The 14,419-nt window shown below is 40.0% G+C and carries 14 protein-coding genes; all 14 read left to right on the top strand.

Annotation, left to right across the window (positions count from 1 at the left end; translation table 11 throughout):
* The first annotated feature begins 47 nt into the window (after positions 1–47).
* Positions 48–5,207, top strand: a complete 5,160-nt coding sequence (locus CCS77_RS08140) for a retention module-containing protein (protein WP_107917096.1) — start codon at positions 48–50, stop codon at positions 5,205–5,207.
* A gap of 111 nt (positions 5,208–5,318) precedes the next feature.
* On the top strand, positions 5,319–5,912 hold the full coding sequence (locus tag CCS77_RS08135; RefSeq protein ID WP_103569082.1) for a LemA family protein: 594 nt from the start codon (positions 5,319–5,321) through the stop codon (positions 5,910–5,912).
* Positions 5,912–6,766: a TPM domain-containing protein gene (locus CCS77_RS08130; protein ID WP_107917095.1), complete on the top strand. Its 855-nt coding sequence runs from the start codon at positions 5,912–5,914 to the stop codon at positions 6,764–6,766. Before CCS77_RS08135 ends, CCS77_RS08130 begins: the two co-directional genes overlap by 1 nt.
* A gap of 430 nt (positions 6,767–7,196) precedes the next feature.
* The gene (locus tag CCS77_RS08125; protein WP_107917094.1) at positions 7,197–7,880 is read left to right on the top strand and encodes an ABC transporter substrate-binding protein; all 684 of its coding nucleotides are present in this window, start codon (positions 7,197–7,199) and stop codon (positions 7,878–7,880) included.
* On the top strand, positions 7,861–8,382 hold the full coding sequence (locus tag CCS77_RS08120; protein WP_107917093.1) for a 4'-phosphopantetheinyl transferase family protein: 522 nt from the start codon (positions 7,861–7,863) through the stop codon (positions 8,380–8,382). Before CCS77_RS08125 ends, CCS77_RS08120 begins: the two co-directional genes overlap by 20 nt.
* 25 nt (positions 8,383–8,407) lie before the next feature.
* Entirely contained in the window at positions 8,408–8,785 is a 378-nt protein-coding gene (locus CCS77_RS08115) for a hypothetical protein (RefSeq protein ID WP_107917318.1), read from the top strand.
* On the top strand, positions 8,772–9,938 hold the full coding sequence (locus CCS77_RS08110; RefSeq protein WP_107917092.1) for a beta-ketoacyl synthase N-terminal-like domain-containing protein: 1,167 nt from the start codon (positions 8,772–8,774) through the stop codon (positions 9,936–9,938). Before CCS77_RS08115 ends, CCS77_RS08110 begins: the two co-directional genes overlap by 14 nt.
* A complete protein-coding gene (locus CCS77_RS08105; RefSeq protein WP_107804694.1) occupies positions 9,935–10,378 on the top strand; it encodes a thioester dehydrase in 444 nt (147 codons plus the stop codon). The genes CCS77_RS08110 and CCS77_RS08105 overlap by 4 nt, the downstream gene beginning before the upstream one ends.
* Positions 10,371–11,090, top strand: a complete 720-nt coding sequence (gene fabG, locus CCS77_RS08100) for a 3-oxoacyl-ACP reductase FabG (RefSeq protein WP_107917091.1) — start codon at positions 10,371–10,373, stop codon at positions 11,088–11,090. Before CCS77_RS08105 ends, fabG begins: the two co-directional genes overlap by 8 nt.
* On the top strand, positions 11,090–12,343 hold the full coding sequence (locus CCS77_RS08095) for a beta-ketoacyl-ACP synthase (protein WP_107917317.1): 1,254 nt from the start codon (positions 11,090–11,092) through the stop codon (positions 12,341–12,343). Before fabG ends, CCS77_RS08095 begins: the two co-directional genes overlap by 1 nt.
* Positions 12,344–12,355: 12 nt before the next feature.
* Positions 12,356–12,772: a hypothetical protein gene (locus tag CCS77_RS08090; RefSeq protein WP_012140384.1), complete on the top strand. Its 417-nt coding sequence runs from the start codon at positions 12,356–12,358 to the stop codon at positions 12,770–12,772.
* Positions 12,772–13,440: a beta-ketoacyl synthase chain length factor gene (locus CCS77_RS08085; protein ID WP_103603356.1), complete on the top strand. Its 669-nt coding sequence runs from the start codon at positions 12,772–12,774 to the stop codon at positions 13,438–13,440. The genes CCS77_RS08090 and CCS77_RS08085 overlap by 1 nt, the downstream gene beginning before the upstream one ends.
* A complete protein-coding gene (locus CCS77_RS08080; protein ID WP_236635262.1) occupies positions 13,367–14,176 on the top strand; it encodes a lysophospholipid acyltransferase family protein in 810 nt (269 codons plus the stop codon). The genes CCS77_RS08085 and CCS77_RS08080 overlap by 74 nt, the downstream gene beginning before the upstream one ends.
* Positions 14,160–14,417 carry a phosphopantetheine-binding protein gene (locus tag CCS77_RS08075; RefSeq protein WP_012140381.1) on the top strand — a complete coding sequence of 86 codons (258 nt, stop codon included), beginning with the start codon at positions 14,160–14,162 and terminating at the stop codon, positions 14,415–14,417. Before CCS77_RS08080 ends, CCS77_RS08075 begins: the two co-directional genes overlap by 17 nt.
* Positions 14,418–14,419: the final 2 nt, after the last annotated feature.

Here is a 14,419-nt window from a genome sequence, read left to right as displayed (position 1 = left end):
CTCACTCTTATTATATAATCGCCGAAAAAATTATTAAGGAGAGTTTTATGGCTAAAGAAGCGGGTGTAGTAAAATCGCTAAGTGGCAAGGCGGTCGCAGTTGATCAAAACGGAAACGAGAGAGAGCTAAAAGTTGGCGACATCGTTTATATGGGTGAGAGTATCAAAACTAGCGATGCAGCTGACAAAGTAACTATTGTTGCAAATAACGGCAAAGAGCTAACTGTACTAGGCAGTGACACGCTTTCTTTAAATCCAAATACGATAGGCGCTGAGGGCTTAGCTGATATAAGTGCTTTGCAAAATGCTATTTTAAATGGCGGTGATCTAACAAAACTTGAAGAGACTGCTGCTGGTGGTAACGCTGCTGCTGGTGGTGGAGATGGTGTTAGCCTTGGCGAAGCTAGATTTGCTGAGGGCGGTCACTACTCAAATATCAATGAAACTTATAGAAATTTAACTGATACAAACAGAGCTTTTGCTTCATATGATAACCCAGTAGGTGGTTACAGAGATGGCAATGATGGCGACGATACTATAATCCCAGGTGCACCGCTTGTAACTTTTGTAAATGATACTAACAATGACGGCACCTTAAGTAGAGTTGAGCATGGAAACGATACAGATATAAATACATCTAAAGTTCTTATCACAGTGCCAAATGACGGTACAGTAAGAGCTGGCGATGTGCTAAATGTCACTATAACTGACCCGGATGGCAATAAAACTGTAACAAACGTAGTTATAACACCAGCTATCATAAGTAGTGGCTATCCGCTTGACGCACCTATAAAACCAGGCAAAGTTTCAACAGTAGATGCTACTATTACAAATTTCCAAGGACATGTTAGTGGTAGCAGTGAGGATAGTGTAACTCCAAATAGATCTAGCGTAAGTGTTGAATTTACAGAAGATAAGAGCCCAGATGATGGATTTTTAACATATACAGAAAATAAAAATGATGGTAAACAAAATGAGTCGCCAGTAACTATAACTGCAACAGACGTTATCCCTGGCGATATTCTTCACGTTACTCTAACAAAACCAGATGGTACAGTAACACCTTTACCACCTATAACCATCAATGCTACTGACATAGTAAATAATACTTTTACTAAAATCATCTCTGATATGCCAGTTGCTGAGGGTAAAATTTCAAAAGTAGATGCTTATGTTACTGATAGTTCAAATTCTAACACTTGGAAGAGCGATATAGCAACTGACAAGGTTACTCCAGATGTAAGACCGACTTTAGTATTTACTGAAGATGGTGACAACAATGGCTTTCTAACAGACGCAGAAAATAAAGGAACAGATGGAAATTTTAGAACTTCACCAGTAGATATAACACTTCCAAAAGATCTAGTAGCTGGCGATAAGATCGTTATAACTTATACTGATCCTTCGAACCCTACAGGACCAAAAAAAGATTTGACAATCAAACTTACTGATGAAATGATTACAAACCACAAAGTAACTGGCATTGAGCTTCCTATATTCCCAGGTGTGAAGACTGAAGCTAGCGTTCATGTTGTTGATAAAAGTGGCAACCAAAAGAGTGAAGAGTCGGCTCCAGATAGTGTAACGCCTCAAACTATAAAGATGGATATGGATTTACCAGAACAAAAAACTCTTCATGAAATTTCAAGGCAAGAGAGTGTTAATAATTATAAAGACACATATAATGGAGTAGAGATAGATCTAGGTGATCAAAAAGTAAATCACACAACCGCAAAAATCACATTACCAAATAGAATTGATGATGGCGATAAACTTACACTCCATGTAACTAAACCTGATGGAACTACTTATGATAGAAATTTCACTATACACATGAATGAGAAAGGTGTTATAGAAAGCGTAGATGAAGTTGATAGTGCAGGTAGTGTTATTGGTCGTTATAATACTTCAAATAAGAATTTCTTTAAAGAAGACACCAATCAATGGGCTATTAAAGTAGATGGTTTTGAGCTAGAGAATGGAAAAGATACAAAGATAAAAGCTGAAGTTACGCACCCAACACATCCAACAAATCCGTATTTACCTACTGAAGAAAATAGCAAATCAGCTAGCTTAGAGCTTGTAAAAAAACCTGAAGTTATCTTTGGTGAAGCTGATGGAGCTAAAACTATGACTAGAGAGCAAGCTATCAGCGACGGTGATCTTAATAGCACGACAGTTACCATTAAGCTTCCTAAAAATGCAGTAAATGGAGATAAACTAACTGTAACTATAAAAGAACCAGATGGAAAAAATCCAGATGGAACTACTAAATTTCATGAATATACTAAACATTACACTGTTGAAAAAGATGCTACTGGCAAGCTAGTTGGTATAAAAAATGATGATAATCCTAGTGACCATGTAACTATAAAAAATGGCAATAGTTTTGAAATACCTAATATCAAAACAGCAACTGGTGTAAAAACCGAAGTGACAGCTGAAATAGTAGATAGCGATGGTAGCATCCAACATGCCGAAAGTTCAAGTAGTGTTATGATAGCTGGCATAAATGATATGGCTGTAAGATTTGTAGAAGATGGTGATCATAATGTATCTTTGACAAGAGGTGAAAGTAAAGATGGAGATAATAAACTAGACGAAACTACAATCGCAGTAAAAGTGCCAAATAATGTTATAGCTAATGATATAGTAACTGTAACAATAAATGGCACTTCACCTAAAACCTATAAGATTACAGGTAGGGATGATCATGGTAAGATAACGCTAGAAGATACTTTTACTCATACTTCTGTGACCGTAAATGATAAAAATGAGTTTGAGATTAAAGGCGTTCATATAGAAGCTGGTAAGCCTATCAACGTAACTGCAGAGACTACCGATGCAAGCGGTGGTAAAAAAGCTGAAGCACAAAATCATAACACTCTTGAAAAACTTCACGATGATATGAAAATCACTTTTGGTGAAGATAGTAATAAAGACGGGATTTTAAGTAGTACAGAAATTGGAACTACTACTCCTGAGGCAACTATCAAGTTACCTTCAAATTTTGTTGATGGCGACAAGCTTATAATAAACAGCAAAACAGGCAATAATAGCTTCTCTCCGGAAAATTATACAATACATAAAAATAGTAATGGTGTTATTACTGTTACAAATGATAATGGAGGCGCCCCTTTAACAGTAAATGGCAATGCAGTTAAATATCCTCTAACAAATTTACAAAATGGCGAAGAGACTATCATTACTGCTAAAGTAACTGGTGCTGCTGGCGATGTATCAGAGACAAAGAGCAATATCATCCTTGATACAGGAAACGGCTCTGGAACAAGATTTAGACTACTTATCGATGAAGATGAAGATAGAAATGGTGTGCTAGATAGAAAAGAAGCTATGACAGATACACATCTAAATACAACTTCAGCTACGCTTCAGATACCAACAAGTGTAAAAGTAGGTGATACTATAACTGTTAATGTAGATGGAGGATCTCCTAAAACTTATAAAGTTGCTTCAAATGATGGTACAAACGTTACTATAAAAGACGCAGTAACTAATGCCCCTGTCACGCTTGGGGCAGATAATAAGCTAAAAATACCTGATGTTCATATAGACAAAGATCATCCAGCTAAAGTAGAAGCTACAATAAATGGAGTAACAAAAACGGCTGAAGCTAAGCTAGAAACATTTGATGCTACAAATTTAAAGGTTGAATTTAGAGAAGATGATGCAAGTAGAGATGGCAAGATAGATAGAGATGAGTCTATATCTGTTGATGGCGTTAAAGTAACAACTATAAGCGTTCAAGTGCCATATAATGTTATAAGCGGAGATAAAGTATCAGTAACTATCAATGAGCCACAAGCTGATGGTACTATGGCATCTAGAACTTTATCTTATACTGTTTCAAAAGCTCCTAATGGTGATATATCACTAGTAGATGCGGCTGGCGCTCATCCTTTACGTAACAATACTATTGAGATTGGCGATGTTAAAATGCTCCCAGGCAAAGAGACTAGCGCAACTGCAACCATAACAAACGCTGCTGGCGATATGTTTGCAACTTCTCATGAAGCTAAAGCACAACTTGCTCCACTAAGCGAGGCAGGACTAAGCGTAAGCATAGCTGCTGATAGAAACGATGATGGTGTGATCTCAAGAGATGAGTCAGGTAGTAATACTTCAAAAGTAAAAGTTTCTATCCCTGGAAATGTGATAAAAGGCGATAAGATAGATGTTGAGATAACAAATCCTGATAACTCTCAAGTAACTAAACATTATGAAGTTGATAGTAAAGATGCCAATGGCAATATAACATTAAAAGAAGTAGTAGGCTCTACTACTACCTATATCCAAGTCTCTGCAGATCATCCTCTTGAGCTTGATGCAGCTATCGCAGTTGGCAAAGATACAGTAGCAAAAGTAACTCTAACTGATGAATTTGGAAATACTACAAACCCAGTAACTGATACAGCACATGCTGAGGTTGATGCCATAAGAGGTATTCAATTTACGGAGGATACAAGTAGGGACAATACATTACAGGGTTATGAAAATTCTAAAGATCAGGACACAACGCCTATTAAAGTTTATCTGAACGAAGATGCAAGAGCTGGCGATACAGTAAAGATCGAGTATACTGATCCAGATAACCATGCGCAAGTTAAGACACAAACACATACGCTATCAGCTGAAGATATAACAAATGGTGCATTTGAGCAATCACTTGATATCAACGCAAGATCAGCTTATGATCTAAAAGTTGATGCAACATTTAAAACTTCACAAGGATTAGAGACTAAGCTTCCAACGCAAACACTTCATATAGAGACCGAAGACTATACGGTTAAATATGATGAACACACAACTATGAAAGGTGGCGATAACAAGAGTGATACTTTAATAGTTGATGGACAAACGGTTGATTTTAGTCATGTGGCTGGTCTTGATGCTAAAGTTGAAAGCTTTGAAAATATCCAACTTCAAGGCAACTCTGAGATCAAATTTGATGCAAAAGCTATCTTTGACATCACTGATAGTCTAAACACTATCCTTAAGATAAAAGGCGCTGTTGATGAGCATGGTAACTCAACTACAAAAGTTGATCTAGATCACAAATGGACTGCTGACTCTAACTACGATGCTGGCGGCTTTAAGGGCTACTCAAGCGTAGATAAGGTAGATGTAGATGGACACCAGCACACTATCCATATTCAAATAGACGATAAAGTCCAAACAGACCTATAATCCCCAAAAAAGTGAGTGCACTCTAAGCACTCACTTCACTAACCTAACTTCAAATTTACATCATTTTTTAAGCCTTATTTTACTAATATCACCCCTTTTAAAGGAGAAGACATGAAAAATTTAATAGCCATAGTTGTGGTCATCGCCGCACTTGTTTTTGGCGCTTTCAAATACGCAAATTCATTTGTCGTGCTTGATGAAAACACCAACGAGAAGTGGTCTCAGGTGCTAAATCAATATAAAAGAAGAGCCGATCTCGTGCCAAATTTAGTTGAGACCGTAAAAGGCTACGCAGCTCACGAGCAAAAGGTCTTTGAAGATGTGGCAAACGCAAGAAGCAAGAGCATGCAAATAAGCATTGACGCAAGCAGTCTTAGCGACGAGGCAAAGGTTAAAGAATTTATGGCGGCTCAAGGTCAGCTAGGCTCTGCGCTTGGCAGGCTAATGGCAGTTAGCGAGAGCTACCCAGAGCTAAAAGCAAATCAAAATTTCCTCTCGCTCCAAAGCCAGCTTGAAGGCACAGAAAACCGCATAAGCGTAGCAAGACGCGACTACATCGAGGCCGTAAAAGAGTACAACGTAGCTCTTAGAAGCTTTCCAGGTAAATTTATAGCTAGCATCTTTCATCCAGAGATGAAGCCAAAGCAAGGCATCGAAGTTAGCAGCGAAGATATGAAAAATCCAAAAGTTTCGTTTGAGAAGTGATGAAAAAAGCTCTTGCTCTTTTGCTCTTTGCATTTTGCTTTTGTTTTGCTCTAAATTTCAATGAGCAGATCAACGATGAGGCTCATATCTTTTCACAAAACGAAAGAGATGAGCTTCTAAATTTAGTACAAAATTTTGAGCAAAATAGCACCACGCAAATCGCCATAGTGACTTTAAATTCGCTTGAAAATAAAAGCATCGAAGAGCTGTCTCTTGAGATTGCTAGAGGCTACAAGCTAGGTCAAAAAGAAGATAACAACGGCGTGCTTTTAGTGGTCGCTCCAAATGAGAAAAAGGTCCGCATCGAGGTTGGATACGGGCTTGAAGGGGTGCTAACTGATGCCGTGGCAAGCGAGATTATAAATAGCGTGATGATACCTGAGTTTAAAAATGGTAAGATGAGCGAAGGCGTGAAAGAGGGCGTTTTAGCGATCATAAAAGTGGCTAGCGGCGAGGAATTTAGTAGCAAAACTAGCCTTAGCGACTTGCCTTTTGGCGTATTTGCCTTTTTTGCTGGCATGCTCTCTTGTTTTGCCTCTGTGATCTTTGGCAAATTTTTTATGCGAACTGGCTTTAGCACGTGCTTTGCTGGACTTGTATCAACCGCACTTGAGCAGGGATTTGGCGTGCAAAACTACCTTATCATCTTTGGCGCCTTTGCCTTTATATTTGCGGTATTTTTCTTTATTTTAAAAGACGTTTTTAAGAGAAATAGCCAAGGCGGCTCTTTACCAATGGGCTTTAGACGCGATAATTCTGGCTCAAATGGTGGCGGTCGCTCAAGTGGCAGAGGAGGCGGCTTTAGTGGCGGCGGCGGTGGCTTTGGCGGAGGCGGAGCTAGCGGCAGCTGGTGAAATTTGTCTGCCTTAGAAGTAAATTTATTATTTTGCAAATTTTAAAATTTGCTAGAGTTTTAGACTGCATGCAGTGCGAAGCACCATTGCATGCCCCTCTAACGTTGTAGGGGTTAGGGGATTGTTAAGGGGGAAGGGAGCGACTTCGTAATTCAAGCCTCTTCCCCCTTAACAAAGAAGAAAAAACTTTAAATTTCTAAAAAACTATTTTGCAAATTTTAAAATTCCATTCACCCCTAAGAATTGACTACTAAAATTTGGCTTCGCTTACAGCTTAGCTCAAATTTTAGAGCCGAAATTACTCGTTCATGAAATTTTAAAATTTGACATTTTTCTTTGTAGAACAAAGGATTATTTTGTGCATTTTATACTCGGCATTTGCATATAAAAGCTAAATTTCTTAAAATATGCCAAAAAATTAGGAGCAAAAATGCTATCAGGTGAGCTACTTAAAAGCCATTTTGCTAAATTTGATCTAGTGGCAATGCTTAGTGAGTTTTTTGAGCAAAGTTGTTTTGATAAAGAAAAATTTAAAGTACTTAGGCGAGATGGTTTTAAAAGCTTAGATAAGAGCCAAAGATATGAGCTTCTTAAAATAGCGGACTTTAAGGCGCATCTTGACGCCAAATTTCAGGGCTTTTTGCGTGAGCTGATGCGAAGCAAGATCCTCGTTGTAAGCGGCGTGGAGTATAAATTTGGCGAGCTTGAAATTTACACCTGCTTTGATGCTAACACCTACAAAAGATCGTGCGAGGCGGGCGAAATTTACTTTCACAACTTTGGTTTTGACATCTCTTTTAAGAGCGAGCCAGCGCTTTATGGCGGCATTTTGGTAAGGAGTTTAAAGCCATTAAAAGAGCGAAATTTCATCTTTGGACCAAGAAAATGTGCCTTGCATATCTTAAATAGCAAAATAAGTAATTTAAATTTTGATCTAAAAGAGGCTGATTTTAGAGAGGATGAGGTCGCTTTTACGCCAAGGATTAGATCGTTTAAAGATAAGACCGAGCTTCAAAATGACGCTTTAAGGGCGGTTAGTGGCGAGTTTATAGAGGCACTTGAAAGTGTAAAAGAGTATAAAAAAAGAGTTGAAAATGCCTATAAAAAGGGGTGAAATTTATCTTTTTGTTGGCTTTGAGGCTGAGAAATTTAGCCAAAAGATGCTAGATAGAAAAGATCGCATGAAGCTAAAAAAATATCCAAATTTAGCAAATTCAAACTCATTTAAACTCTCTAGATATTTAAAATTTAGAGCAAAAAAACGGGGCAAAATTTGCCTATCTCACAAAGAAAATATCGCCGTTTTGGCTATCTCAAAAGAAAAAGTTGGCATTGATGTGGAGGAGCTAAAAGAGCGAAATTTTGACGGAGTGATCAAATTTTGCTTTAGCAAAAAAGAGAGCGAAATTTACGCGAGTGCCAAAGATAAAATGCAAAAATTTTATGAAATTTATACCGCAAAAGAGGCTGTGATAAAAGCCAAAAATTTAGCCTTTAATGATCTTGCTAGCGCTAAATTTGACGAGATGGAGAGAAGATACTTGATTATTAATAATCTATTTATCATTTGCCTTGCATTTAAGCATTGCAAAGATATAATTGTTAAATTTTTATGATTTTAGAACACTAAAAAGGCAAAAAGTGCTTGTAAAAAAGATAGCTACGATCCTTGCAGTAACGCTTCTAGCTCTTGGCTGTGCGAAGAAATTTGATGCACCAAAGCTGGCGGATTTTAGCTTAAAGGCATTTGAGGTTAGTTCATCAAAAGGTCCGCTAATGCTCTATGTGCAAAATAGTGAGAATGAGTATAAATTTAGCCTTGTAAACGCACTTGGCGCACCAGAAGCTAGGCGAGTTTTAAGGGACGGCACGTTTGCAAATTTGGGCTTCTTGCCACCAAATAGTGCCTATAACGAGCTTTTTATCAAGGTGCTTGAGATGATAAAAGATGAAAAAAATGAGCAAAAATTTATGATAGATGATCAAATTTATGAGGTAAAAAGCGTTGATCTACGTTAGCAAGCCAGCCATTATCAGCGCCGCAGGTAGCAGTAGTGATGAGAATTTAAACTCACTTTTAAGTGGCAAGAGATTTTTAAGCAAAAGCTCTGAATTTCACCCACAAAATGAGTTTTTGGTGGGTAAATTTAATGGCACTTTGCCTAGCTTTTCAAGCAAAACCAAAGAGCACTTCAAAACTCGCACCAACGCCTTGCTTTTAAACACGATGCTAGAGATTGGTGATGAGATAAAAAGGGCGATCAAAAAATATGGCAAAAGCCGAGTGGGAGTAGTTCTTGGCACTACAACAAGCGGCATTGAGGAGAATTTCGAGCCATTTAAAGGCTATATCGCGACTGGATTTTTTGATAAAAGCAGGTTTGGCATAAATAGAAACTGCCTTGCAAACGTGGCTGAGTTTGTAAGCGACTTTTACGAGCTTAGCGGTCCAAGCTACTGCGTATCGACTGCGTGCACCTCGGGTGTTAAGGCGGTTATTGAGGCAAAAAGGCTCATTGAGAGCGAGCTTTGTGACGCGGTCATTTGTGGTGGCGTCGATAGCCTAAATACGCTTACGATAAATGGTTTTAACTCGCTTAGCATCCTAAGTAGTGCCCCAAGTCAGGCCTTTTCTAAAAATAGAGAGGGGATAAATATCGGCGAGGGAGCTGGGCTATTTTTGCTAAGCCGTGATGAAATTTCAAACGTCGTAGTCGCTAGCTCTGCCTCAAACTGCGACGCTTTTCACATGACGCAGCCTGATTTTAGCGCTAAAATGGCGGTAGATTGCATAGAGGGCGCGCTAAAAAGAGCCAGCATGAGCGGCGTGGACTATGTAAATTTGCATGGCACCGGCACGCAGGCAAATGACAAAATGGAGGCAAAAGCTGTAAATTTAACGCTTGGTGCCACCTTTGTAAGCACGCTAAAGCCACAGATCGGTCACACGCTTGGGGCTGCTGGAGCTATTGAGAGTGCCATTTGCGCCATGCTTTGCATGGAGGAAAATAGCACCTTGCCGCCACACGTTTATGACGGCGAGTATGATGAGAGCTTGGAGGCTATAAATTTAGTAAAAAGTGGCACGAAATTTGACGTAAAAACAGCGATGTCGCTATCTTTTGCCTTTGGCGGAGATAACGCCGCGATAATATTTAAAAGAGTGAGATGATGATAAGTGATTATTTGCCGCACAGCAGCGCCATAACCTTGATCGATGAAATTTTGGAATTTATCCCTTGCGAGAGCATAAAAGTAAGAAGCGTGATAAATGAGCAAAATCCCTTTTTAGAAGATGGTAAATTTATGACGCAAAAGGCGATAGAGATGATGGCTCAAAGCCTTGGGATTTACGACTCAAAAATGCGTGAGCTGCGCGGCGAGAAGGCGATATTTGGCTTTTTACTTGGTAGTAGAAAATTTGAAATTTTTAGGCCATATTTTAAAGTGGGCGATGAGATAGTGATCATCTCAAAGTGCTCGATCCAAGATGAGAGTGGATTTGGCGTTTATGACAGCGAGCTTTTTGTAAATGGTGAGCTTGGCGCAAGGGCGGTTTTAAACGTGATGAGCCCTGATGAAGAATTTGTAAAAAAGGCACTTAGTGAGTAAGAGAGTATTGATAACTGGATCAAGTAGAGGCATAGGAGCTAGCATTGCTAGGTGTCTTGCTGGCGAATACGAAGTGGTGCTTCACGCAAGAAGTAAGAGCGATGAGCTTTTAAAGATGGCTAGTGAGCTTGGGGCTAAATTTATGACATTTGACGTGGCTGACACTGCTGCGGCAAAAGAGGCCATAGAGGCCGACATGGAGGCAAATGGCGTCTATTACGGCGTTATTTTAAACGCTGGCATAACAAGGGATAATACCTTTGTGGGGCTAAGTGACGAAGAGTGGTTTGATGTGATAGATGTAAATTTAAATGGCTTTTACAACGTCCTAAGACCAGCACTAATGCCCATGATAAGGGCTAGAAAGCCAGCTAGGATAGTGACACTAAGCTCTGTTTCAGGGGTCATTGGCAACAGAGGTCAGGTGAATTACTCAGCTAGCAAAGCTGGCATCATAGGTGCTAGCAAAGCCCTTGCAGTCGAGCTTGCCAGCAGGGGCATAACAGTAAACTGCGTGGCACCAGGGCTTATAAAGACAGATATGAGCGAAGAAATTTTAAATAGCGACTTTTTAGATGAGGTGCTAAAGGCCATACCTGCAAAAAGAGCTGGCGAGGCAGATGAGGTGGCAGGACTTGTTAAATTTCTACTAAGTGGCGAAGCTAGCTACATCACAAGACAGGTCGTCGGCGTAAATGGAGGACTTTGCTAATGCGTGTATTTGTCACAGGTATCGGCGCAGTCAGTGCTTTTGGCAACAGCTGGGATGAGATGAGGGCTAAATTTCTTGCAGGCAAAAACGCCGTGAGATATATGAGCGAGTGGGAGGACTATAAGGAGCTAAACACACGCCTAGCAGCACCTATCATAGACTACAAACACCCACAGGAGTGGGACAGAAAACAGCTAAGAAGCCTTGGCAAGGTCTCAACTTATAGCGTGCACGCAGCTGGACTTGCTTTAAAAGATGCTGGTTTGCTAAATGGCGAAGGCTTGCAGGCTGCAAATTTAGACCCAAGTGTGCAAGATGGCAGGATGGGTGTGGCGAGTGGCTCAAGCACTGGTAGCACGGACTCTATCCTTGACATGGCAAAGCTAGTTTTGGACATGGATAGCGGTTTTAACGCAAATACCTACATAAAAATGATGCCTCACACCACAGCAGCAAATATCGCGCTATTTTACTCGTTAAAAGGGCGCATCATCCCTACATCTTCGGCATGTACGAGCGGCTCACACGCCATTGGCTATGCGTACGAGAGCATAAAAAATGGCAGCATAGATATGATGCTAGCTGGCGGGGCTGAGGAGCTTTGCGTGAGCGAGGCGTACGTCTTTGACAAGCTCTACGCGACTAGTGTCAAAAACCACGCGCCAAATTTGACACCAACGCCGTTTGAAAAAGATAGAGATGGCTTGGTGCTTGGCGAGGGGGCTGGATTTTTAGTGCTTGAAAGCGAAGAGAGCGCCTTAAAAAGAGGAGCTAAAATTTATGCTGAGGTCGTTGGCTTTGGCTCTACGTGTGACGGCACGCATATCACTAGACCACAAAGTGCTACGATGAAAGCGGCGATGAGCCTAGCACTCCGCGCGGCAAAACTAGAGCCAAAGAGTATAGGCTACGTAAATGCCCATGCGACCGCGACAAAACATGGTGATATAGCTGAAAGTATCGCTACAAACGAGCTTTTTGGGGAGGACATCGCCATTAGCTCGCTTAAAAGCTATCTAGGTCACACTCTTGGCGCTTGTGGCGGGCTAGAGGCGATCGCTAGCATAATGATGATGAGAGAAGAGCTATTTTTCCCAACTATAAATTTAAACGTAACTGACCCTGAGTGTGCAAAGCTAAACTACTTAAAGGAGCCAACGCCGATAAAGACGGACTTTGTGATGAGTAACAACTTTGCATTTGGCGGTGTAAATACATCTTTGATATTTAAAAGAGTAGATAACAAATTTTAAAAAGGATAAAAAATGAAAAGATTAGTTTCATTAGTTGCCGTTTTGGCATTTGCCTCAAGCCTTAGCGCTAGAGATGACGTGAAGTACCACTCACTTGACTTCTTAAATGGCCCAAAGGCTAAAGAATTTTTGCTACCAAACGTTAGCATTAGTTTTGGTACAGGTTACACTGGCAAGGTGATCGTAAGAGATCTAACGTCAAACAAAAAGACAAATGGCTTTAACAAAAGCGACGAAGAGGCTTGCCAGATCGCACTTCTCTCCGCTCTAAAGTCATTTCAAGAAAGAGCGGTGAAAGAGGGCGGCACGAAGGTTGTAAATTTGACTGGATATTACAAAAAACAGCCATTTAACTCTAAAACTCAGTTTCAGTGCGGCAGCGGTTCTTTGATGTCTGGCGTCACACTAAGAGGCGACATCGCGAAATAATGAAATTTCAAGTTGATTTTTATGACGCTATAGCTTATGGTGAGATCAGCGAGGATCTGGCTAGATACAAAAAAGAATTTGATCTAGCAAAGATCCCGCCGATGCAAAGAAGGAGGCTAAGTAGTGCTGCAAAGTGCGCTTTTAGCCTGCTTAGTAGTTTTGAGAGCATCGACATGCCAGTAATTTTTAGCTCCTATGAGGGCGAGATAAATCGCTGTTTTGAGCTAGAAACTGCGCTTGCAAAGGCTGAGCCAGTATCGCCAACGTCGTTTTCACTCTCTGTGCATAACGCTATCTCATCGCTTCTTAGCATCGAAGCTAAAAATCACAATGAAATTCTAGCCATTTCTTCTTTTAGCCCAGTAGAAGACGCGCTGCAAGCTGCGTTTTTAAGGCTAAATGACGGATATGAAAAGGTGCTCATCCTTGCCTATCATGAGTCGATATCGCAGAGCTATTTTGATGAGAAAAAGCCATCATTTATGCTAGCGCTTGTCGTCTCAAAGGCAAAAGATAAGAGAGTTTTAACTCTAAAAAGAGTGGAAAAAGAAGAAGAAATTTCAGAAAATTTACTGCAAAGCTTCATCATAAATTTTGACCCAAATTTGGCAAAAACGTGGCAAAGTAGCAGTCATTTTTCATCTTGGAATTTTAGCTATGAGCCTTAAAATTTTAAGAGCTGGATTTTTATTTTTCTTTTTTGCGCTAATTTGCATAAGTGGCGACCTTTTGCTAGTGCCAGTCGTGCTTTTGGGGCTAAATAAATTTAAATTTATGCAAAATTTATGCCGTGATCTTGTTAGAGTTTCTTGGGGATTTTTTATAAAAGTTACTAAAATTTGTGGGTATCTGGACTATAAATTTGAGCTTAGCAAGCTAAATGGTGGCTCAAATTTAGTCATCGCAAACCACCCTTCGCTACTTGATGTGGTCTTTTTGGTCTCAAAATTTAAAAGGATAAACTGCATCGTAAAGGGCGAGCTTGGCAAAAATATATTTTTATTTGCGGCTATTAGGGCGTGCAACTACATACCAAACACAAATAACGAGGAATTTTTACAAAAAAGCGTAGATGTTTTAAAAAGCGGCGAAAATTTGCTCATTTTCCCAGAGGGCACACGCACGAAAGAGGAGATCATCTTTCATAAAGCAGCCGCATACATGGGCATAAAAGGCGCGTCTAACGTGGTTTGCGTTGGTATAAATATGGCTCCAAGAAGCCTTAGAAAAAATGAGCCATGGTACAAAACGCCAGATGAAAAGATAAAGTATGTCTTTAAAGAGCTAAAGAAATTTGAAGTTAGTGAGTTTTTAAAAGATAGGCCAAGCCCCGTAAGGGCGAGAGCCTTGCATGATGAGATAAGTAAAATTTATAAGGAGGAATTTAGTGAAAGAACTAGTTAATGAGATAAAAGAGCTGATCATTACAAGCTTAAATTTAGAGGATATGAAGCCAAGCGATATCGACGAGAACGCACCGCTTTTTAGCGAAGGGCTCGGGCTTGACAGCGTCGATGCACTAGAGCTTGGGCTTGCTGTGCAGAAAAAATATGGCCTCGTGCTTGACTCAAAGACAGCAAATTTAAAAGAGATATTCTTTAGCGTATCTTCTCTTGCAAAATACATTTACGAAAATAGGAAATAACA

Source organism: Campylobacter concisus (assembly GCF_003048375.1).
Classification (GTDB): Bacteria; Campylobacterota; Campylobacteria; order Campylobacterales; family Campylobacteraceae; genus Campylobacter_A; species Campylobacter_A concisus_T.
The sequence above is the reverse complement of the archived record's forward strand: the minus strand, read 5'-3'. Positions and strand labels throughout refer to the sequence as shown.